At 68.1% G+C, this 20,457-nt stretch carries 18 protein-coding genes, 1 pseudogene and 1 riboswitch; of the genes and pseudogenes, 14 read left to right on the forward strand and 5 right to left on the reverse strand.

The window, feature by feature from the left end; all coding sequences use genetic code 11:
* Nucleotides 1-61: 61 nt before the first annotated feature.
* Nucleotides 62-1,348: a DUF445 domain-containing protein gene (locus CFB46_RS22785; protein ID WP_089501374.1), complete on the forward strand. Its 1,287-nt coding sequence runs from the start codon at nucleotides 62-64 to the stop codon at nucleotides 1,346-1,348.
* A 33-nt stretch (nucleotides 1,349-1,381) separates the two neighbouring features.
* On the opposite strand, the gene CFB46_RS22790 is transcribed toward CFB46_RS22785, so the two are convergent.
* The 4 genes and pseudogenes from CFB46_RS22790 to CFB46_RS22800 form a co-directional block, all read right to left on the reverse strand.
* Complete coding sequence (locus tag CFB46_RS22790) at nucleotides 1,382-1,684, reverse strand: HigA family addiction module antitoxin (RefSeq protein WP_027782466.1); 303 nt, start codon at nucleotides 1,682-1,684, stop codon at nucleotides 1,382-1,384.
* A gap of 12 nt (nucleotides 1,685-1,696) precedes the next feature.
* A pseudogene (locus CFB46_RS36925) lies at nucleotides 1,697-1,789 on the reverse strand (type II toxin-antitoxin system RelE/ParE family toxin); the annotation flags it as partial.
* Between the two features lie 63 nt (nucleotides 1,790-1,852).
* On the reverse strand, nucleotides 1,853-2,152 hold the full coding sequence (locus CFB46_RS22795) for an addiction module antidote protein (protein ID WP_027782467.1): 300 nt from the start codon (nucleotides 2,150-2,152) through the stop codon (nucleotides 1,853-1,855).
* Nucleotides 2,153-2,155: 3 nt separating this feature from the next.
* On the reverse strand, nucleotides 2,156-2,473 hold the full coding sequence (locus CFB46_RS22800) for a type II toxin-antitoxin system RelE/ParE family toxin (protein ID WP_051421365.1): 318 nt from the start codon (nucleotides 2,471-2,473) through the stop codon (nucleotides 2,156-2,158).
* Nucleotides 2,474-2,849: 376 nt separating this feature from the next.
* On the opposite strand from CFB46_RS22800, the gene CFB46_RS22805 reads away from it, so the two are divergent.
* The 13 genes from CFB46_RS22805 to CFB46_RS22865 all read left to right on the forward strand — a co-directional run bounded on the left by CFB46_RS22805 (nucleotide 2,850) and on the right by CFB46_RS22865 (nucleotide 19,577).
* Nucleotides 2,850-4,490, forward strand: a complete 1,641-nt coding sequence (locus CFB46_RS22805) for an acetolactate synthase large subunit (RefSeq protein ID WP_027782469.1) — start codon at nucleotides 2,850-2,852, stop codon at nucleotides 4,488-4,490.
* A gap of 29 nt (nucleotides 4,491-4,519) precedes the next feature.
* A complete protein-coding gene (locus CFB46_RS22810) occupies nucleotides 4,520-5,953 on the forward strand; it encodes an aldehyde dehydrogenase family protein (protein WP_089501375.1) in 1,434 nt (477 codons plus the stop codon).
* Between the two features lie 237 nt (nucleotides 5,954-6,190).
* Entirely contained in the window at nucleotides 6,191-7,774 is a 1,584-nt protein-coding gene (locus CFB46_RS22815; protein WP_089501376.1) for a Na+/H+ antiporter, read from the forward strand.
* A 206-nt stretch (nucleotides 7,775-7,980) separates the two neighbouring features.
* Entirely contained in the window at nucleotides 7,981-8,121 is a 141-nt protein-coding gene (locus CFB46_RS36035; protein ID WP_179235104.1) for a hypothetical protein, read from the forward strand.
* A gap of 345 nt (nucleotides 8,122-8,466) precedes the next feature.
* Complete coding sequence (locus tag CFB46_RS22820; RefSeq protein WP_089501377.1) at nucleotides 8,467-9,600, forward strand: hybrid sensor histidine kinase/response regulator; 1,134 nt, start codon at nucleotides 8,467-8,469, stop codon at nucleotides 9,598-9,600.
* A 124-nt stretch (nucleotides 9,601-9,724) separates the two neighbouring features.
* Complete coding sequence (locus CFB46_RS22830; protein ID WP_027782473.1) at nucleotides 9,725-11,401, forward strand: methyl-accepting chemotaxis protein; 1,677 nt, start codon at nucleotides 9,725-9,727, stop codon at nucleotides 11,399-11,401.
* Complete coding sequence (locus tag CFB46_RS22835; RefSeq protein WP_089501378.1) at nucleotides 11,398-11,910, forward strand: chemotaxis protein CheW; 513 nt, start codon at nucleotides 11,398-11,400, stop codon at nucleotides 11,908-11,910. The genes CFB46_RS22830 and CFB46_RS22835 overlap by 4 nt, the downstream gene beginning before the upstream one ends.
* The gene (locus tag CFB46_RS22840; protein ID WP_089501379.1) at nucleotides 11,907-13,325 is read left to right on the forward strand and encodes a CheR family methyltransferase; all 1,419 of its coding nucleotides are present in this window, start codon (nucleotides 11,907-11,909) and stop codon (nucleotides 13,323-13,325) included. The genes CFB46_RS22835 and CFB46_RS22840 overlap by 4 nt, the downstream gene beginning before the upstream one ends.
* A 43-nt stretch (nucleotides 13,326-13,368) precedes the next feature.
* The gene (locus tag CFB46_RS22845; protein ID WP_089501380.1) at nucleotides 13,369-14,085 is read left to right on the forward strand and encodes a chemotaxis protein CheW; all 717 of its coding nucleotides are present in this window, start codon (nucleotides 13,369-13,371) and stop codon (nucleotides 14,083-14,085) included.
* Complete coding sequence (locus CFB46_RS22850; protein ID WP_089501381.1) at nucleotides 14,082-16,391, forward strand: hybrid sensor histidine kinase/response regulator; 2,310 nt, start codon at nucleotides 14,082-14,084, stop codon at nucleotides 16,389-16,391. The genes CFB46_RS22845 and CFB46_RS22850 overlap by 4 nt, the downstream gene beginning before the upstream one ends.
* A complete protein-coding gene (locus CFB46_RS22855; RefSeq protein ID WP_027782478.1) occupies nucleotides 16,388-17,407 on the forward strand; it encodes a chemotaxis response regulator protein-glutamate methylesterase in 1,020 nt (339 codons plus the stop codon). Before CFB46_RS22850 ends, CFB46_RS22855 begins: the two co-directional genes overlap by 4 nt.
* An 82-nt stretch (nucleotides 17,408-17,489) precedes the next feature.
* A riboswitch (Fluoride riboswitch) is annotated at nucleotides 17,490-17,595 on the forward strand.
* Nucleotides 17,596-17,674: 79 nt separating this feature from the next.
* Nucleotides 17,675-18,916 carry a voltage-gated chloride channel family protein gene (locus tag CFB46_RS22860; protein ID WP_089501382.1) on the forward strand — a complete coding sequence of 414 codons (1,242 nt, stop codon included), beginning with the start codon at nucleotides 17,675-17,677 and terminating at the stop codon, nucleotides 18,914-18,916.
* Between the two features lie 79 nt (nucleotides 18,917-18,995).
* Nucleotides 18,996-19,577: a hypothetical protein gene (locus CFB46_RS22865; RefSeq protein ID WP_089501383.1), complete on the forward strand. Its 582-nt coding sequence runs from the start codon at nucleotides 18,996-18,998 to the stop codon at nucleotides 19,575-19,577.
* Nucleotides 19,578-19,595: 18 nt separating this feature from the next.
* Here the strand turns inward: CFB46_RS22865 and CFB46_RS22870 are convergent, their stop codons facing one another.
* On the reverse strand, nucleotides 19,596-20,309 hold the full coding sequence (locus CFB46_RS22870) for a riboflavin synthase subunit alpha (RefSeq protein WP_089501384.1): 714 nt from the start codon (nucleotides 20,307-20,309) through the stop codon (nucleotides 19,596-19,598).
* Between the last annotated feature and the right edge of the window lie 148 nt (nucleotides 20,310-20,457).

Below are 20,457 nucleotides of genomic sequence, written 5' to 3' on the forward strand. Positions count from 1 at the left end.
GGGTTTGTCGGTTGCGGCGAAATCGGGGATATTAACGACATCGCCGATCCGCCCGTCCTCCATGACGCCAGACAAAGCCCTCGAACTGAAACGAAGCAAGCGCCGCGCGCTGTGGCTGCTGCTGGCCGCGGTCGCGGTGTTCGTCACGACCATCCTGCTGCCGCGCGGCCCGTGGGTCGACGGCTTCAAGGCGGTGGCCGAAGCCGCGATGGTCGGCGCGCTCGCCGACTGGTTCGCGGTCGTCGCGCTGTTTCGCCGCGTGCCGATCCCGTTCGTGTCGCGCCACACCGAGATCATTCCGAAGAACAAGGACAAGATCGCCGACAACCTCGCGGTGTTCGTGCGCGAGAAATTCCTCGGCCCCGACGCGCTCGCCGCGCAGATCCGCCAGCACGATCTCGCCCGCAAGCTCGGCGCGTGGCTCGGCGAGCCGGCGAACACCGACGCGCTCGGCGGCTACGTGACGAAGCTGATGAGCTTCGCGCTCGACATGACCGACGACGCGCGGATCCAGTCGTTCGTCCACGATGCGTTCCGTGCAGTGATCGACCGGGTCGACCTGTCGCAATCGGCCGGGGCGATCCTCGACACGCTGACGAAGGACGGCCGCCACCAGGCGCTGCTCGACGACGCGATCGACCAGGTGGTCGACGTGCTCGACAAGGAAGAGAACCGCGAGGTGATCGCAGGCTTCATCGTCGAATGGCTGAAGACGCAATACCCGAAGGTCGAGAAGATCATGCCGACGCAGTGGTTCGGCGAGAACGGCGCGCGGATGCTCGCGAGCGCCGTGAGCCGCGTGCTGGAGGGTGTGGCGGCCGACCCCGAGCACGAGCTGCGGCAACGCTTCGACCGCACGGTCGTGCGGCTGACCGAGCGGCTGAAGCACGACCCCGCGTTCATCGCGAAGGGCGAGGAGATCAAGCGCTATATTCGCGACGGCGATGCGTTCAACGAGTATGTGCGCGACTTGTGGGACCAGTTGCGCGCGTGGCTGAAGGCCGATCTCGCGCGCCCCGATTCGGCGCTGCACCGGCAGGCCGCGACGCTCGGCGGCTGGCTCGGCGCCCGGCTCGCCGAGAGCCCGGCGCTGCGTGCGTCGCTGAGCGAGCACGTCGAGAAGGCCGTGCACGAAATGGCGCCCGATTTCGCCGATTTCCTGATGCGTCATATTCGCGACACGGTGCGCAACTGGGACGCGCGCGAGATGTCGCGGCAGATCGAACTGAACATCGGCAAGGATCTGCAGTACATCCGCATCAACGGCACGCTGGTCGGCGGCCTGATCGGGCTTGGGTTGTATCTGGTGTCGCTCGCGCCGCGCTGGGCGGCCGGGTGGCTGCACTGACGCGGCGACGCGAACGAACGGCGGACCGCGTGCCTACGCGTGCGTGCGCTCGCGCGGTTCGACCTTGCGGTCGATCTCGCTGCGCGTCGGCAGCGTCTTGAGGTCGTACGCGGCTTGCAGGTTCAGCCAGAATTCCGGCGACGTATCGAAGTAGCGCGCGAGCCGATAGGCCGTATCGGCCGTGATGCCGCGCCGTTCCTTGACGATTTCGTGCAACCGCGTTGCCGGCACGTTCAACGCGAGCGCCAGCGCATTGACGCTCAGTTCCAGCGGAACGAGGAATTCTTCTCGCAGGATTTCGCCTGGATGAATCGGGCGCATTCCATTCTCGAGCATGCGAAGCTCCAGTCAGTGATAGTCGACGATCTCGACCTGGGCGGGGCCATCGTCGCACCATTCGAAACAAATCCGCCATCGCTCGTTGATGCGGATGCTGTGCCGGGCGGTGGCTGCACTGACGCGGCCGCCGGCATCGCAAAGGGCGCGATGCCGTGCGCCCGCACGTCACGCGTGCGCTTTCGCGCCGTGCAGTTGCAGGCCGAGCGCCTTGATGACCTTCAGGATCGTGCCGAAGCTCGGGTTGCCGTCGTGCGACAGCGCCTTGTACAGCCCTTCGCGCGACAGGCCCGTGTCGCGCGCGACCTGCGACATGCCGTGCGCGCGCGCGATGACGCCGAGCGCGTGCGCGATGAAGGCCGGATCGTCGCCGGCTTCCTGCAGACATGCTTCGAAGTAATCGGCCATGTCGTCCGCGGTTTTCAGGTGTTCGGCCGAATCCCACGGCCGGGTTCTGATCTTGTCCATCGATTACTCCATGTCGAGATGCGCGAGCATCGCATGCGCGGCGCGTATGTCGGCCTGTTGCGTCGATTTATCGCCGCCGCAGAGCAGGATGACCCAGATCGTTCCGCGCCGGACGTAGTAGACGCGATAGCCGGGGCCATGGTCGATACGCATTTCGACGACCGGCGAGCCGGCGGACTTCCAGTCGCCCGGATTGCCCATCGAGAGACGGTCGATGCGTGCCTGGATGCGGCGCTTTGCGACGCGATCCGGCAGGCCGGCAAACCATGCGTCGAAGACGTCGGTGGTTCGGATACTGAATGCTGGAGCACTGTATGTCATCGATAGCGGTTTGTCAACCATGGTTCACAGTCGTCGGGCGGTTTCCATGGCGCTCACCATAAGGCCGCGCGCGTCATTTGTCGGCTCAATGGCCGTCAGGCCGATGCATGTCCGGCGCGCGAGAGTCTCGCGGTCGATGAAAGTCGGTATTTCCCGAATCCGTCTACAATCAAAAACGTCTTTGCCGCCCGTGTGTGCCCCCGCATGCGGGCGGATCCGTTCGTCCTCCCGTATCGGGAGGCGGCACCGTGCATCGCGCGGTGAGCAGTGCCGTGGTCTGTGTCCAGTAGGTAAGGCGTCCGCGTGCCGTAGGCCGGCGCGCGTCCTGAACGCCGCGTGTCCGTAGGCCGGGCAGGCGGCATAACCGAGAGTCCCCATGAAAGCATCGGATCTGTTCGTGAAGGCCCTGGAAGCCGAAGGCGTCGAGTACGTGTTCGGCATTCCAGGCGAAGAAAACCTCGATCTGCTCGAATCGCTGCGGCGCTCGAAGATCAAGCTCGTGCTGACCCGGCACGAGCAGGCGGCCGGGTTCATGGCCGCCACCTACGGCCGCCTCACGGGCCGCACCGGCGTGTGTCTCGCGACGCTCGGGCCCGGCGCGACCAATTTCGTGACGGCCGCCGCGTATGCGCAGCTCGGCGGGATGCCGATGCTGATGATCACCGGGCAGAAGCCGATCAAGTCCAGCAAGCAGGGCCACTTCCAGATCGTCGACGTGGTCGACATGATGCAGCCGCTCACGAAGTTCACGCGGCAAATCGTGTCGATCGGCAACATCCCGTCGGCCGTGCGCGAAGCGTTCCGCCGCGCGGAGGAGGAGCGCCCGGGCGCCGCGCACCTCGAACTGCCCGAAGACATCGCGCACGAGGAGGGCGACGGCAAGCCGATCCCGCGCAGCTACAGCCGGCGGCCGGTCGCGGAGGAGAAGGCGGTCGCGCACGCGGTCGACGCGATCCAGGCCGCGCGCCATCCGCTCCTGATGATCGGCGCGGGCGGCAACCGCAAGACCACCTGCAAGATGCTGCTCGAATTCGTCGACAAGACGGGTATCCCGTTCTTCACGACGCAGATGGGCAAGGGCGTGATCGACGAGACGCACCCGCTGTGGCTCGGCAACGCGACGCTGTCCGACGGCGACTTCGTGCATCGCGCGATCGAGCATGCGGATTGCATCATCAACGTCGGTCACGACGTGATCGAGAAGCCGCCGTTCTTCATGCGCACCGACGACAAGACCGTGATCCACGTGAACTTCCTCGGCGCGCAGGTCGACCCCGTCTATTTCCCGCAGATCGAGGTGGTCGGCGACATCGCGAACGCGGTGTGGCAGATGAAGGAGGCCATGTCGCCGCAGCCGCACTGGGATTTCACGCGCTTCACGATGATCAAGTCGCATTTCGACGCGCATCTGGAAAAGGGCCAGCACGATCCGCGCTTCCCGATGTATCCGGTGCGGATCGTGAACGATCTGTACAACGCGCTGCCCCTCGACGGCATCGTCTGTCTCGACAACGGGATGTACAAGATCTGGTTCGCGCGTTACTGGCGTGCGCACGAGCCGAATTCCCTGCTGCTCGACAACGCGCTCGCGTCGATGGGCGCGGGCCTGCCGTCGGCGATCGCGACGAAGATCGTGCATCCGCAGCGCAAGGTGATCGCCGTGTGCGGCGACGGCGGCTTCATGATGAATTCGCAGGAGCTCGAAACGGCCGTGCGGCTGAAGCTCGACATCGTCGTGATGATCCTGCGCGACGATGCGTTCGGGATGATCCGCTGGAAGCAGGAGAACATGAATTTCCCCGATTTCGCGATGACGCTGCAGAACCCCGATTTCGTGTCGTACGCGCAAAGCTACGGCGCGCACGGGCATCGCGTCGAGTCGGCCGACGATCTCGAGCCGTTGCTGCGCGAGTGCTTCTCGTCGCCGGGCGTGCACGTGATCGACGTGCCGATCGACTACTCGGACAACGAGCGCGTGCTGAACCGCGAGATCAAGCGCCTGTCGGCGCAACTCTGAAATCCCCGTTCACAGGAAGGAGTCGTTCCATGTTGAAGGAAACCTATCCGTACTACCTCGCCAATGAAGCCGTCTACGCGAACACCGATCTGGAGGTGACCGACAAGTTCAGCGGCAAGGTCGCCACGCGCGTCGCGCTGGCCGATGCGAAGGCGATCGATGCGGCGATCGCCGCGGCAGTCGACGCCGCGAAGCCGATGCGCGAGATGCCGGCCTACAAGCGGCAGGCCGTGCTCGATCATTGCGTCGCGCGGTTTCGCGAACGTTTCGACGAGCTGGCCGAGGCGCTGTGCATCGAGGCCGGCAAGCCGATCAACGATTCGAAGGGCGAAGTCACGCGGCTGATCGATACGTTCCGCGTCGCATCCGAGGAATCGGTGCGCATCGACGGCGAGATCGTCAACCTCGAGATCTCCGCGCGTGCGCAGGGCTATACGGGCTACACGAAGCGCGTGCCGGTCGGCCCGTGCTCGTTCATCTCCCCGTTCAACTTTCCGTTGAACCTCGCCGCGCACAAGGTCGCGCCCGCGCTCGCGGCCGGTTGTCCGTTCGTGCTGAAGCCGGCGAGCCGCACGCCGATTGGCGCGCTGATCATCGGCGAGGTGCTCGCGGAAACCGACCTGCCGAAGGGCGCGTTCTCGGTGCTGCCCGCGCATCGCGACGGCGCCGACCTGTTCACGACCGACGAGCGCTTCAAGCTGCTGTCGTTCACCGGTTCGCCCGCCGTCGGCTGGGCGCTGAAGGAGAAGGCCGGCAAGAAGAAAGTCGTGCTGGAGCTCGGCGGCAACGCGGCCGCGATCGTCGATGCCGACCAGCGCGACCGGCTCGATTACGTGGTCGAGCGGCTCGCGTTCGGCGCGTACTACCAGTCGGGCCAGAGCTGCATCGGCGTGCAGCGGATCCTCGTGCATGCCGATCTTTACGACGCGCTGCGCGAGAAGCTGATCGCGAAGACGCGTTCGCTGAAGATGGGCGATCCGAAGGATTCGTCGACGTTCGTCGGCCCGATGATCTCCGAATCCGAGTCGCGCCGGCTGTCGGGCTGGATGGACGCGGCCGTCGCGGCGGGGGCGAAGATCGTCGCGGGCGGCAAGGTCGACGGCGCGATGTTCGAGGCGACGCTGCTGGAAAACGTCGGGCGCGAGCAGGACCTGTACCGGAAGGAGGCGTTCGGCCCGGTCGCGATCCTCGAGAAGTTCGACCGCTTCGACGACGCGCTCGCGCGCGTGAACGACAGCGACTTCGGGCTGCAGGCCGGCGTGTTCACCGATTCGCTCACGCATGCGCAGCGCGCGTGGGACGAGCTGGAGGTCGGCGGCGTCGTGATCAACGACGTGCCGTCGTTCCGCGTCGACAACATGCCGTACGGCGGCGTGAAGGATTCGGGCCTCGGCCGCGAAGGCGTCCGCTACGCGATCGAGGACATGACCGAGCCGCGGCTGATGGTGGTGCGGCGTCGGTAACGCGCGACGGGCGGTGCGGTGCGGTGCCGCGACGGCACGCGGGCGGGCGATCGGGCCGGCCCGCGTGCCGTTTTTTCATGGTGGCGCAGAGCGGCACGGCACCACACCGCACGCGTCCTGCGCAGCCGCCCGGAAACAGGCTCGACTATGGGCCTCGCCTCGTGATGTAATCGCGCGAAACTGCCGACCGGGGTACGACGCCGGAAAGCGCGAATTCATTCTCCACGAGGTCGATTCATGTCCCCCGTCTCGGCATTCAAGCTGGTTCTGTTGTCATTCCTCGCGATCGTCGCGCTCGAATACATCGCCAAGCGGCTGCGGCTGCCGCCCGCGGCCGCGCTGCTGATCGGCGGCATCGGCATCGCGTTCATCCCCGGTCTGCCGCCGGTCAACCTCGATCCCGAGCTGGTGCTGCTGGTATTCCTGCCGCCGCTGTTGATGGACGGTGCGTACTTCTCCGTGTGGGAAGAATTCAAGCGCAACGTCGGCGGCATTCTGATGCTGGCGATCGGCGCGGTCGTGTTCACGACGTTCGCGGTCGGCTTCGCCGTGCACTGGGTCGTGCCGGCGCTGCCGTGGGCCGCGTGCTTCGCGCTCGGCGCGATCGTGTCGCCGCCCGATGCGGTCGCCGCGAAGGCCGTGCTCGAACGCGTCGCGCTGCCGCGCCGGCTGATGGTGCTGCTCGAAGGCGAGAGCCTGCTGAACGACGCGGCCGGCCTCGTGCTGTTCCGCTTCGCGGTCGCGGCCGCGCTCACTGGTGCGTTCAGCCTCGAGCACGCGGTCGTGCGCTTCGCGGAGCTCGGGCTCGGCGGCGTGGTGGTCGGCTTCGTGGTCGGCAAGCTCGTCGTGTGGTTCCTGAAGCTGCTCGACGACGACTACCTCGTGATCACCGTCGCGGTGATTGCCGGATGGATCGCGTACATCGCGGGCGAAATGGTCGAGGTGTCGGGCGTGATCGCGACGGTCACGGCCGGCATGATCGTCGGCTGGCATCAGCACGAGGTATTCTCGGCGGCCGTGCGCACGCGGGGCACCGCGTTCTGGCAGGTCATCGTGTTCCTGCTCGAGGCGATGGTGTTCGTGCTGATCGGGCTGTCGCTGCGCGGCGCGATCCACCGGCTCGGCGGCTTCGAGCAAGTGCTCGGCACGATGGTGCCGCCCGTGCTCGCGGTGCTGGCGGCGGTGATCGTGTCGCGCTTCGTGTGGATCTACGCCGTCGAGGCGCTGAAGTGGCCGGTGCGCGGCCTCGCGCGGCGCGGGCCGGCGCCCGACTGGAAGGCCGCGACGATCATGAGCTGGGCCGGCATGCGCGGCGTGGTGACGCTGGCGATCGCGTTGTCGCTGCCCGAGGCGCTGCCCGGCCGCGACGTGATCCTGGTCGCGTCGTTCGCGGTGATTCTCGTCACCGTGCTGCTGCAGGGTACGACGATCGGGCCGCTGATCCGGCTGCTGCGCCTGCCGCAGCGCGAGGAGCGCGCCGCGCACCACCTGACCGAGCCGCAGACGTGGGCGTACGTCGAGGCCGCGCAGCTCGCCGCGATCCAGCCGCTCGTGCACGACGAGAACGGCGTCGTGATCCATCCGCGCCTGCTCGAGCAATACACGTATCGCGCCCAGTTGACCGAACGGACGAAGAACGAGCCCGCGTATCCGGCGGAAGTGCGCGTCGCGCACTACGACGTGGTGCTGGCCGCGATCCGGGCCGGGCGCGCCGAACTGTTGCGCCTGCACCGGTCCGGGCGCATCCACGACGAGATGCTGCATACGCTCGAACGCGACCTCGACCTGCAGGAAGTATCCGCGCAGCACGCGCGCGGCTAGCAGGCTGTCGAAAAGCGCCTCGTTTCGACAGGCGGGCGGTGTTCGAGAGGATTTCGTCTGCGATTGGCCGCCGAGGGGCAGATGTATCGTGCCGGATGCCCGGATGCCCGGATGCCCGGATGCCCGGATGCCCGGATGCCCGGATGCCCGGATGCCCGGATGCCCGGATGCCCCGCTGGCGCGCTGGCGGGCCGGCGCGTTGCCACGTGACGATTGCGCTCGGCGTCATCGCGCCGCTGCGTGCAGCACTGCTGCCGGTATTCGGCCTTTCGAGTCGGATGGTTCGCAAGCGTCGTCGGCTCGATGTGCGGGTCGACCTGTCGGGCATCCGAATCCGGCCCCAATAAGACACTGGACGCCAGCCTTGCAGCGCATGCAAACCTCATCGCGGCGGTCCCGCAAACGTTATCGTCTTTCGAATCCGGAAATGATCTGATTTATCTGTTTCCGTCTCTTTCCGCATATTCGGCAAAACTAAACCGGAAGGAGATAGATGCTGTGTTCTAATTTCATTTAGAATCAGCCGGTTATGTTTATTGAGAGAAAGAATGCGGAGGTAATGCGGTCGTCGACGGGGAAACAAGCGGCGTCCGAAGCCCTGCAAGGCAGTGCCGACAGGCCAAATCGGCGAAATCAGGCGGGTTTTACAACTGCCAATATAAGATAGTGTCCAAGTCGGATAAACAACTCCTATGAAAGAATCGATTGGAGATTCGGCGTTTGAAACTGTATTTATGAAAGAATCGAGCAGTGATAATGCCTCGGATTGCCTCGAACCGGGGTTATCGGTCCTCCTCGTCGACGACCAGCCGTTCGTCGGCGAGGTGATCCGCCGCGCGTTGCGCAGCGAGCACGACATCGACCTGCACGTGTGCACCGACGCGCATCGGGCGATGGCGGTCGCGCGCGACGTGAAGCCGACGGTCATCCTGCAGGATCTCGTGATGCCGGAGATCGACGGCCTCGATCTCGTGCGCGCGTGGCGCGCCGACGCCGGCACCGCACGCGTGCCGATCATCGTGCTGTCCGCGAAGGAGGAGCCGATCGTCAAGCGCGAGGCGTTCATCGCCGGCGCGAACGACTATCTGGTGAAGCTTCCCGACGCGATGGAGCTGACCGCGCGCATCCGCTATCACTCGAATTCGTACCTGATGTCGCGGCAGCGCGACGAGGCGCTCGATTTCCTGTCGCACGACATGCGCTCGCCGCAGACGTCGATCCTCGCGCTGCTCGACGTCTACCGGACCGAACACGGCGACATGCCGGCGATCATGGAGCGCATCGCCGGCCATGCGCGGCGCGCGCTCGCGCTCGCCGACGGCTTCATCCACCTGACCCGCGCGCAGTCCGAGCGCCGCGCGCACGAGGTCCTGAGTCTCAACGAGATCGTGCTCGACGCCGTCGACCAGCTGTGGGAGAAGGCGGCCGGGCTCGGCTGCCGGGTGATCGCGCACGTGCCCGATACCGAGTGCGTGACGATGGGCGACCGCATGATGCTGACACGCGCGGTCGCGAACCTGATCGACAACGGGCTGAAGTACGGCCCGGCCGGGATGGACGTACATTGCACGCTGAGCGGCGACGACGGCGCCTGGCTGATCGGCGTCGAGGATGCCGGCGCCGGCATCGCGCCGGAACAGCGCGCGGCCGCGACCGAGTCGTTCGTGCAGCTCGAATCCGCGCACGGCGCGGCGCGCGGCGGTTTCGGCCTCGGCCTGGCGTTCGTCCGCGCGACGGCGGCGCGGCATCGCGGCAAGATCCTGATGCGCAATACGGCGCGCGGCTTCATGGTCGCGCTTCGGCTGCCGGCGCAAGCGGAGCAGTGATGTCGCGGCGCGGCCTGCCGGCGCCGCGCCGCCCGCGAGACCCCGATGCGCTCGTGGCGCGCCCCCCGGCGCGCACGCGGGCGCGGATTTTTTCAACGCTGAATCTAGAAAGCCCATAACGAACATGGCCACCGTGACGCCCCGCGCGACCAATGAAAGCCTGCATCCGACGATCGGCGCTGCCCGGCTGACGCTCGGCAATCGCATCCTGCTCAGCTTCGGCGTGCTGTTCGTGCTGATGCTGGTGACAGCCGGCGTGTCGTACGAGCGACTGCGCGCGATCAACGCCGAAGCCGTCAGCATCGAGCGCGACTCGTTGCCCGGCGTCTATCTCGCGTCGTCGCTGCGCGGCTCGGTCAACGAATCGTTCATGCTGCTGCAGCAGGCGACCTTCGTCGACACCGGGCCCGAAGCCGTGCAGCGCGATCTCGCGAAGATCGCCGACGCGCTGAAGGAAACCGAATCGCTGTCGGTGGACTACCAGAACACGACGTTCCGCGACGACGACCGGCAGCGCTTCATGGCGTTCCGCGGCGCCTACGATCACTACGTGCCGTTGCTCAACGACGCGATGCAGAAGAGCCGCGCATCGCACGACGAGGCAGTCGCCGCGTACGCGAAAGCGCTGCCCGCATGGACCGAGGTCGTGCGCAACGCGAACGTGCTGGTGCAGGAGAACCGCAAGTTCGCGGAGCAGTCCGCGAAGCTGATCCGCGAATCCGTGCAGGACACCGAGATCGTGCTGGCGACCGCGCTGGCGTTCATGCTGCTGTCCGCGCTGGGGCTCGGCTACATGCTGTACCGCTCGGTCACCGTGCCGATGGCGCGGCTCGTCGAGGTGCACGACGTGATGCGCACCGGCAACCTGACGCGTCGCCTCGACCTGCGCCGCCGCGACGAATTCGGCACGCTCGAGACGGGCTTCAACCGGATGGCCGACGAACTGACGGAGCTGGTCTCGCGCGCGCAGCAGTCGTCGCTGCAGGTGACGACGTCGGTGGCCGAGATCGCGGCGACGTCGCGCGAGCAGCAGGCCACCGCGAACGAGACCGCGGCGACGACGACCGAGATCGGCGCGACCTCGCGCGAGATCTTCGCCACGTCGCGCGACCTGCTGCGCACGATGAACGAGGTGGCCGGCGTGGCCGAGCAGTCGGCGACGCTCGCGGGCGTGAGCCAGAGCGGGCTCACGCGGATGGGCGAGACGATGCGCAGCGTGATGGACGCGGCCGGCTCGGTGAACGCGAAGCTCGCGATCCTCAACGAGAAGGCGCTGAACATCAACCAGGTGGTGGCGACGATCACGAAGGTGGCCGACCAGACCAACCTGTTGTCGCTGAACGCGGCGATCGAGGCCGAGAAGGCCGGCGAGTACGGCCGCGGCTTCGCGGTCGTCGCGACCGAGATCCGCCGCCTGGCCGACCAGACGGCCGTCGCGACCTACGACATCGAGCAGACGGTGAAGGAAATCCAGTCGGCCGTGTCGGCGGGCGTGATGGGAATGGACAAGTTCTCCGAGGAAGTGCGCCGCGGGATGCTCGACGTGCAGCAGGTCGGCGGGCAGTTGTCGCAGATCATCTCCGAGGTGCAGACGCTCTCGCCGCGCTTCCAGATGGTCAACGAGGGCATGCAGACGCAGGCGAACGGCGCCGAGCAGATCACGCAGGCGTTGTCGCAGCTGTCGGAGGCCGCGCAGCAGACGGCCGAGTCGCTGCGCCAGTCGTCGCAGGCCATCGACGACCTGACGCTCGTCGCGAACCAGTTGCGCACCAGCGTGTCACGCTTCAAGGTCGACGCGTGACGCGCGCCGACACGCAGAACGGCGCTCACGCGCTGTTCCTGATGTTCGAGCTCGACGGCGAGCGTTACGCGCTCGACGCGGCCGGCATCGAAGAGGTGCTGCCGCTCGCCGTCACGAAGGCGGTGCCCGGCGCGCCCGACTGGATCGCCGGGCTGCTGATGCGCGGCGGCGAGCCGGTGCCGGTGATCGACGTGCCGATGCTGGCGCTCGGGCGGCGCGCGCAGGCGCTGCGCTCGACGCGGCTCGTGATGGTCCGCTATCGCTCCGGTCACACCGGGGGCGAGCGCACGCTCGGCCTGATCGTCGAGCGCGCGACGCAGACGATGCGCATCGACCGCGCGGCGTTCCGCGCCAGCGGCGTCTCGACCGCGCGCACGCGCTGGCTCGGGCAGGTCGCGAACACGCCCGACGGTGTCGTGCAGCAGATGTCCGTGTCCGACCTGATCGACGACGTTGCACGCCTGTATCTGTTCGACGGCCTGTCGGGCCACGGGGGGGAATCCGCATGAACGTGTCCGAATCGCGATTTCGCGGCTGGCTGCTGCGCGAGACCGGCATCGACCCCGATTCGCTCGGCAACGATTTCCTGATGCGGGCGCTGACGGATCGCGTGCATGCGTTGCAGGGGGACGGCGAGCGCGTGCCGTCGGCCGCGCGGCTGCCCGTGACGCCGGAAGCGCTCGACGCGTACTGGCAGCAGCTCAACGCGTCGGCCGACGAACGGCGCGCGCTGATCGAGCTGTTCGTCGTCCCGGAGACGTGGTTCTTCCGCGACCGCGAAGCCTTCGCCACGCTCGCGCGGGAGGCCGCCGAACGGCTCGCCGCGATGCCCGGCCGCGTGATTCGCGTGCTGAGCGCGCCGTGCTCGACGGGCGAGGAGCCGTATTCGGCGGCGATGGCGTTGCTGGATGCGGGGCTCGAGCCGGCCAGCTTCGCGATCGACGCGATCGACCTCAGCGCGCGCGCGATCGAGCAGGCGCGGCTCGGCTGTTACGGACGCAATGCGTTCCGCGGGACGGCGACGGAGTTTCGTACGCGGTACTTCACGCCGACCCGCGACGGCTGGCTGCTCGACGAGCGCGTGCGCGCGTGCGTGCAGTTCGGTCACGCGAACCTCGTCGAACCGGTCGCCGATAACGGCATTCGCTACGATTTCGTGTTCTGCCGCAACGTGCTGATCTATTTCGACCGCGATGCGCAGGATCGCGTGATCCGCTCGCTCGACGCGCGTCTCGCCGACGACGGCATGCTGTTCGTCGGGCCGGCGGAGACGGGTGTCGCGATGCGGCAGGGGATGCGCTCGGCGCGCGTGCCGCTGGCGTTCGCGTTTCATCGCGAGTCGGCCGGTGCTGCGGCGGCCGATGCATGCGCGGCCCGGCCGGTCGCGCCGTTGCCCGCGGCGGCCGCGCCCCGGCGCGCGGAGCGCTTCACGGTCGCACCGCTCACCGCGCCGCGCCCGGCGGTGGCCGTCGAGCCGTCGGCCTGGCTCGGCGACGTGCGTCAGCCGTTCGCGGCGGCGCCGGCCGTGCGGACGGCCGCAATCGACGCACGGGCCGCGCTGGCGGTGGCAACCGCCGTGGCGGCCGCGCCGGCCTACGACGGCATCGCGCCGGCGATCGACGATGCCCCGACGCTGGAGGATGCACAGGCTCTGGCGAACGCGGGCGCGTTCGACGAGGCCGAGCGCGTGCTCGCGCAGTTCTCGGCGCGCGTCGGCCCGCATGCCGATGCGTTCTACCTGAACGGACTGATCGCGGATGCGCGCGGGCGCGCCTCGGAAGCGGGCGACTTCTACCGGAAGGCGCTGTACCTGCGCCCAACGCATCATGAGGCGCTGACGCATCTCGCGACGCTGCTCGACGTCGGCGGCGATCGTGCGGGCGCGCAATGGCTGCTCGAACGCGCCCGGCGTTCGGCCGGCTGACACGACGGGAATGGGACCGACACCGCGATGACCAGAGAAACTCATGAACCGCGCCGCCGCTGCCACTGACGACGCGACGCTCGACGTCGACGATTGCTGGAACCGGATCGGCACGCGCGGCGACCGCTCGTGCGAGCGGCTGAACGACTGCCTGCGCTGCCTGAACTGCCCGGTCTACGCCCGTCACGCGGCGAAGCTGCTCGAGCGTCCGCTTGACGTCGCCGAAATGGCGGACGTCACGCGCCGGATGAGCGCGTTCGGCACCGCGCATGCGCGCGACGACGACGGCGATACGCGCCATGCGGCGCTCGCGTTCCGGGTGGCCGACGAATGGCTCGCGCTGCCGATCGGCGTGCTGCGCGAGATCGCCGGCACGCGCCCGATCCATTCCCTACCGCATCGCCGCCATTCGGCCGTGCGCGGGGTGGTCAACATCCGCGGCACGCTGCGCATCGCGATCTCGATCGGCGCGCTGCTCGGCCTCGATGCCGGCACGACCGGCAACACCGGCAGCGGCAGCGGCGACGGCCGTTTCACGCGGCTGCTGGTGGCCGCGCACCAGGGCGAACCGATCGTGTTTCCGGTCGACGAAGTCGAGGGCGTGCTGCGCTTCGGTGCCTCCGACTGGGTGCCGGTGCCTGCCACGGTCGGGCGCGCGAGCGCGGGCCTGTCGCGCGGCGTGCTGTCGTGGCGCGGCAAGTCGGTGGGGCTGCTCGACGACGATCGTCTGTTCGACGCCGTGACACGGAGCATGCGATGAGCGGCGATGACGACCTGAGCCACCTGTCGCTGCTCGAGCTGTATCGCGAGGAGACGCGCACGCAGACCCAGGCGCTGTCGGAGCGGCTGCTCGCGCTCGAGTCGGGCGAGCCCGATTCCGTCGCGCTCGAGGCGTGCATGCGCGCCGCGCATTCGCTGAAGGGCGCCGCGCGCATCGTCGGCGTGCCGCTCGGCGTCGAGATCGCCGGGCGGATGGAGGAATGCTTCGTCGCCGCGCAGGCCGGCACGATCGCGCTGACGGCCACGCACGTCGACGTGCTGCTGGCCGGCGTCGATTTGCTGGTGCGCGTCGGCGATCCGCAGGGGCAGCCCGTGTCGCAGACCGAGATCGACGTGTTCGCCGCGGCGCTGACGGGCGCCGACGGCGCGCGGACGATGCAGGCGCCGGCCGCCGTGCCGCCGCCGGTGCCGCCGTCGTTCGTGCCGTATCGCGAACACGACGGCGCCGCCAACGAGCCGGTCGGCGCGAGTGCCGCGGTGCCGCCGCTCGCCGTATCGGGCACGGTGCCCGATCCGGCCCAGGCCGGCCGCATGGCGGGCGCCGGTGCGATGCGCCGCGTGCGCGCCGACACGCTGAACCGGCTGTTGAGCCTGTCCGGCGAATCGCTGGTCGAATCGCGCTGGCTCAAGCCGTTCGCCGAATCGATGCTGCGCGTGAAGCGCGCGCAGCGCGACGCGGCCCGTTCGCTCGACCTGATGTACGAGCAGTTCGCCGACGATCTCGACGCCGGCATGCTCGCGTCGATGAACGAAGTGCGGCACATGCTCAACGACCTGCAGCGCTCGCTTGCCGAGCGCATGGACGAATTCGACCGCTTCGAGCGGCGCAGCACGCATATCGCCGAGCAACTGTACGACGAGGCGCTGCAATGCCGGATGCGGCCGTTCGGCGACGCGACGCGCGCGTATCCGCGCATCGTCCGCGATCTCGCGCGCTCGCTCGGCAAGCAGGTGCGTTTCTCGATCGTCGGTGAAGGCACGCAGGTCGATCGCGACATCCTCGACCTGCTCGACGCGCCGCTCGGCCATCTGCTGCGCAATGCGATCGACCACGGCGTCGATTCGCCCGACGCGCGCCACGCGCGCGGCAAGCCGGCCGAGGCGAGTGTCACGCTCGAGGCGCGCCACAGCGCCGGCTCGCTGCTCGTCAGCGTGATCGACGACGGGCCGGGCGTCGACATGGATGCGCTGCGCGCGGCCGTCGTGCGCCAGCGCCTGACCGACGACGAGACGGCCGCGCGGTTGTCCGATCCCGAACTGCTCGAATTCCTGCTGCTGCCGGGCTTCTCGATGCGCGATGCGGTGACCGACGTATCGGGGCGCGGCGTCGGCCTCGACGCGGTGCAGGAGATGGTGCGCGGCGTGCGCGGCGCGGTGCGGATCTTCAACGAGCCGGGCGCGGGCATGCGCTTCGTGCTGCAGTTGCCGCTCACGCTGTCGGTGATTCGCAGCCTGCTCGTCGAGGTCGGCGGCGAACCGTATGCGTTCCCGCTCGCGCATGTGCGCCGCACGCTCGAACTCGCGCACGACGACATCGACGTGCTCGAAGGGCAGCCGCATTTTCCGTTCGACGGCCGGCGCGCGGGCCTCGTCGCCGCGCATCAGCTGCTCGACGCGGGCGAGCCCGATGCCGCGCGCGCCACCACCGCGGTCGTGGTCGTCGGCGGCGAACCCGAGCTGTACGGCGTCGCGGTCGACCGCTTCCTCGGCGAACGGATGCTGGTCGTGCAGCCGCTCGACAGCCGTCTGCACAAGATCCAGAACATCGCGGCCGGCGCGTTGCTCGAGAATGGCGACCCGGTGCTGATCGTCGACGTCGAGGATCTGATCCGCTCGGTCGACAAGCTCGTGCGCGGCGGGCAACTCGCGCGGCTCACGCGCGATCCGCAACTCGCGCTCGCCGACCGGCGCCGCCGCGTGCTCGTCGTCGACGATTCGCTGACGGTGCGCGAGCTCGAACGCAAGCTGCTCGAAAAGCGCGGCTACGACGTGACGGTCGCGGTCGACGGGATGGAAGGGTGGAACGCGGTGCGCAGCGATGCGTTCGATCTCGTCGTGACCGACGTCGACATGCCGCGCATGGACGGCATCGAACTCGTCACGCTGATCAAGAGCGACCCGATGCTCAAGCGCGTGCCGGTGATGATCGTGTCGTACAAGGATCGCGACGAGGATCGCCGTCGCGGGCTCGACGCCGGCGCCGATTACTACCTCGCGAAGAGCAGCTTCCACGACGAGGCGCTGCTCGATGCCGTGCACGATCTGATCGGAGACGCGCGCAGATGAACATCGGCATCGTCAACGACCTGCCGCTGGCCGTGGAGGCGCTGCGCCGCGTGATCGCGCTGCGCGCGGACCATCGCGTGCTGTGGGTGGCGACCGATGGCGACGAGGCCGTGGATTTCTGCGTCGCGCATCCGCCCGACGTCGTCCTGATGGATCTCGTGATGCCGAAGGTCGACGGCGTCGCCGCGACGCGCCGGATCATGGCGCGCGCGCCATGCGCGATCCTGATCGTGACGGCGAGCGTCAGCGCGAACACGTCGTCGGTGTACGAAGCGATGGGCGCCGGCGCGCTCGACGCGGTCGACACGCCGACGCTCGCTCTCGGACTGTCGACCGATGCGCCGCCGCAGGCGCTGCTCGCGAAGATCGACCAGATCGGCCGGCTGCTCGAAAGCCGCACCGCGGCGCTCGTGCCGCCGGGGCCGGCGCCCACGCGCGGACAGCCGACGCTCGTCGCGATCGGTGCGTCGGCGGGCGGGCCGACCGCGCTCACCGCACTGCTGCGCGCGCTGCCGGCCGATTTTCCGGCCGCGATCGTGATCGTCCAGCACGTCGACCAGGCATTCGCGTACGGCATGGCCGAATGGCTCGACGGCTATACGCGGCTGCCGGTGCGCGTCGCCCGGCAGGGCAGCGTGCCGGAAGCGGGCGAGGTGCTGCTCGCGGCGACCAACGACCATCTGACGCTGTCGCCGCGCGGCGTGCTCGGCTATACGCGGCATCCGGCCGAAACGCCGTACCGGCCGTCGATCGACGTGTTTTTCAACAGCGTCGCGGACGGCTGGCAGGGCGATGCGCTCGGCGTGCTGCTGACGGGCATGGGACGCGACGGCGCGCTCGGCCTGAAGGCCATGCGTGCGAAGGGCTGCTATACGATCGCGCAGGACGAAGCGACCAGCGCCGTGTACGGGATGCCGAAGGCGGCCGCGGCGGTCGGCGCGGCGTCGGCGATCCTGCCGCTCGAACAGATCGCGCCCCGGTTGATCGCGCGAATCGCGCTCGCGCCGCGCGACTGACGGCGGCGCATCGGGCAGGCGCCGTCGTTTCGTGGCGCGCCGGCGTCCGCATTGCGTGCGTGGCGCGGCGTCGCGTACAATCGCGGCCTGCGGAGATGGCATGCCTCCCTGTGGTCGTTCGCGGCGCATGACGCGCGCGGTGCGGCCCTCAACCGCCGGTTCGCCCGGCTGATGATGCCTGCGTGTTCCTGGGTCGTCAGGAGGTCGCAGGCCGTCCATCCGGTATTCTGCCGCCCAGGTTTTGATGTTCCGTCGAATCTGGAAATCATGTTCTTCACGACTTCTGCCGATCTTTTCGCGACCGTGCGCTACGTGTGCCGCTGGCTCGCGCTTTCAGCGCTGCTCGGCGCGCTGGCCGGTACGGCTTCCGCATTGTTCCTGATCGCGCTCGACTGGGCGACCGGTACGCGCGTCGCGCATCCGTGGCTGCTGTGGGGGCTGCCGGCCGCCGGTTTCGCCACCGGCTGGGTCTACCATCGCTTCGGCCAGTCGGTCGCGCGCGGCAACAACCTGCTGATCGACGAGATTCACGACCCGAAGGCGCTCGTGCCGAAGCGGATGGCGCCGCTCGTGCTCGTCGCGACCGTCGTCACGCACCTGTTCGGCGGGTCGGCCGGCCGCGAGGGCACGGCCGTGCAGATGGGCGGCGCGCTCGCCGATCGCGTCACGCACCTGTTTCGTCTCGATCGCGAGCATCGCCGCGTGCTGCTGATGGGCGGCATCGCGGCCGGCTTCGCGTCGGTGTTCGGCACGCCGCTCGCGGGCGCCGTGTTCGGGCTCGAGGTGCTCGCGATCGGACGGGTGCGATACGACGCGCTGCTGACCTGCGTCGCGTCGGCGATCGTCGCGGACGTCGTGTGCCGCGCGTGGGGCGTCCATCACACGGCCTATGCGATTTCGTTCGTGCCGGCCGTATCGGCGACGGGGCTGGCCGTGACGATCGTCGCGGGCATCGCGTTCGGCGTGGTCGGGCGGCTGTTCGCGTTTGCGACGCATGCGCTGACCGCGTGGTTTCGCCGCGTGATCCGCCATGCGCCGCTGCAGCCGGTGCTCGGCGGCCTGGTGGTCGCCGTGGCCGCGACCGTGCTGAACGTGCCGCAGTATCTCGGCCTCGGCATCCCGACGATCGAGGCCGCGTTTCACGGCCCGCTGCCGCTTTACGATTTCGCGGGCAAGTTCGCGTTCACCGTCGTCACGCTCGCGTCGGGATTCAAGGGCGGCGAAGTGACGCCGCTGTTCTACATCGGCGCGACGCTCGGCAACGCGCTCGGCCAGGTGCTGGCGCTGCCGGTGCCCGTGCTCGCGGGGCTCGGCTTCGTCGCGGTGTTCGCGGGCGCGGCCAACACGCCGATCGCGTCGACGATCATGGCGATCGAACTGTTCGGCGCGGATATCGGCGTGTATGCGATCGTCGCCTGTGTCGTCGCGTATCTGTTCTCCGGACACGCGGGGATTTATCGCGCGCAGCGCGTGGCGGTGGGGAAGGGGGCGCGGGTGGAGGCGGAGTGAGGGTGCGGCCACGCTTGACGTCGTTCGATCGCAGCGGCGCGATACGATACCCGGGACGCTCGAACAGGAGAGGCATCCAATGACACTGGACGACTTTCTGACCGAAGCGAAGCGCCTCGCCAGGCCATGCCGTGCGTACCGCTTCGCGGCCGACGGCGAAGCCGTCACCGGCTACTGGCATGGGATCGACGCCGGCGCGTTGTGCATCTCCGTCGAGCGCGACGGCATCTGGCTGAACGTGTATCTCGACGAAAGCGGTACGGGCGGCCGCGTGGAGACTGCCACGCAACCTGTTCGTTCGGATCGCCCGCTGTGCCGATCCGATGCAACGTCGCTTCCGCCGGTCGACGCGGTGTTCCGCTTCGGCTCCGCCGCGATCGACGCCTACCTCGACGCATGCGGCTGGCAGCGCGACTGGGGGTTCAACGACAACTTCAAGGGCACTGCCGCGCACGACTACGCGCGCGCGTGGATGGCGCAATGCCCGCTCTACACGGGCGGGGTGGTGGCCGTCGCGGGCGGATGGAACATGGCGTGGCCCGACGACGGCGATGAGCCGATCGATCTCGATCTCGTCCTCTGGACGTTCGAGGAATCGGAGCCGTGGATCGAGGTGTTTTCCGACGGCACCCGGTACTCGGTGATCCAGCGGATCACCTAGCACGCGGGTAATTCCCCTTTACTGCTTCGGCAGCCGCGCGACGTTGCGCGCCAGCAATTCCTCGATATCGATGCCTTTTTCCGCCAGCAGCGCGGTGACGACGCCGTTCAACTCGCCGAGCGTTTCCTTGACCGCTTCCCGGATCGTATCCACGACGACCTGCGTGCTGCGCTCGATCTCGATGTTGACCTTGTCGTTGACGCCCTTCGCATCGAACGTGGTCGCGCGGCGCGTTTCGGGAATCAGCCAGACGTCGAACCAGCCTTCGTCGCGATTGACGTCCGAAACCGTGAGGCTGCAGCCGTTGATCGCGATGTAGCCCTTCGCGAACACATAGCGCTTGAACTCGGCAGGCACGCCGATGCGGATCATCCGGTTGTGCTCGGACGACGCGATGTGCAGGATGGTCCCCGGGAAGTCGACATGGCCGGACAGCGGATGCCCGCCGATTTCCGCGCCGTCCTTCGCGGCCCGCTCCACGTTGATCCGAGAGCCGATCGCCAGGTCGGCCAGCGTGGTGATTTTCAGGCTCGGCAACATCACGTCGAAGTCGATCAGCTCCGGCGAATGGATGGTCGTCACCGTCAGGCACACGCCATCGACCGACACGCTCGCGCCGATCTCGATATCGTCGGTGAACCGCTCGGGGAATGCGATGCTGAAGGTCCTCAGCTCGCCGTGATCCTTGATGGCGTCGATGGTGCCGATGCCCTGAACAATGCCTGTAAACATGGTCTGCCTTTCGTCGCGAATTGCCTGGCCGACATGATAAGTGATCCCGGCGGCGGACACGCGGCGGCGCGCGGTTCGGCGCCGCCGAACCCGTGCCGCGCACACGAAAAAGGCCGTGCGCGGGGCACGGTCTCGATCCGGAACCGAT

This window comes from Burkholderia sp. HI2761, from assembly GCF_002223355.1.
In the GTDB taxonomy this organism is placed as follows: domain Bacteria; phylum Pseudomonadota; class Gammaproteobacteria; order Burkholderiales; family Burkholderiaceae; genus Burkholderia.

What these genes read in the sequence shown, in the direction of transcription:
- CFB46_RS22860 (WP_089501382.1), top strand. Translation starts at nt 17,675, where the DNA reads ATGTTCTTCACGACTTCTGCCGATCTTTTCGCGACCGTGCGCTACGTG.
- CFB46_RS22870 (WP_089501384.1), bottom strand. Translation starts at nt 20,309, where the DNA reads ATGTTTACAGGCATTGTTCAGGGCATCGGCACCATCGACGCCATCAAG.
- CFB46_RS22785 (WP_089501374.1), top strand. Translation starts at nt 62, where the DNA reads ATGACGCCAGACAAAGCCCTCGAACTGAAACGAAGCAAGCGCCGCGCG.
- CFB46_RS22805 (WP_027782469.1), top strand. Translation starts at nt 2,850, where the DNA reads ATGAAAGCATCGGATCTGTTCGTGAAGGCCCTGGAAGCCGAAGGCGTC.
- CFB46_RS22820 (WP_089501377.1), top strand. Translation starts at nt 8,467, where the DNA reads ATGAAAGAATCGATTGGAGATTCGGCGTTTGAAACTGTATTTATGAAA.
- CFB46_RS22795 (WP_027782467.1), bottom strand. Translation starts at nt 2,152, where the DNA reads ATGGACAAGATCAGAACCCGGCCGTGGGATTCGGCCGAACACCTGAAA.
- CFB46_RS22840 (WP_089501379.1), top strand. Translation starts at nt 11,907, where the DNA reads ATGAACGTGTCCGAATCGCGATTTCGCGGCTGGCTGCTGCGCGAGACC.
- CFB46_RS22830 (WP_027782473.1), top strand. Translation starts at nt 9,725, where the DNA reads ATGGCCACCGTGACGCCCCGCGCGACCAATGAAAGCCTGCATCCGACG.
- CFB46_RS22850 (WP_089501381.1), top strand. Translation starts at nt 14,082, where the DNA reads ATGAGCGGCGATGACGACCTGAGCCACCTGTCGCTGCTCGAGCTGTAT.
- CFB46_RS22815 (WP_089501376.1), top strand. Translation starts at nt 6,191, where the DNA reads ATGTCCCCCGTCTCGGCATTCAAGCTGGTTCTGTTGTCATTCCTCGCG.
- CFB46_RS22810 (WP_089501375.1), top strand. Translation starts at nt 4,520, where the DNA reads ATGTTGAAGGAAACCTATCCGTACTACCTCGCCAATGAAGCCGTCTAC.
- CFB46_RS22790 (WP_027782466.1), bottom strand. Translation starts at nt 1,684, where the DNA reads ATGCTCGAGAATGGAATGCGCCCGATTCATCCAGGCGAAATCCTGCGA.
- CFB46_RS22800 (WP_051421365.1), bottom strand. Translation starts at nt 2,473, where the DNA reads ATGACATACAGTGCTCCAGCATTCAGTATCCGAACCACCGACGTCTTC.
- CFB46_RS22855 (WP_027782478.1), top strand. Translation starts at nt 16,388, where the DNA reads ATGAACATCGGCATCGTCAACGACCTGCCGCTGGCCGTGGAGGCGCTG.
- CFB46_RS22845 (WP_089501380.1), top strand. Translation starts at nt 13,369, where the DNA reads ATGAACCGCGCCGCCGCTGCCACTGACGACGCGACGCTCGACGTCGAC.
- CFB46_RS22865 (WP_089501383.1), top strand. Translation starts at nt 18,996, where the DNA reads ATGACACTGGACGACTTTCTGACCGAAGCGAAGCGCCTCGCCAGGCCA.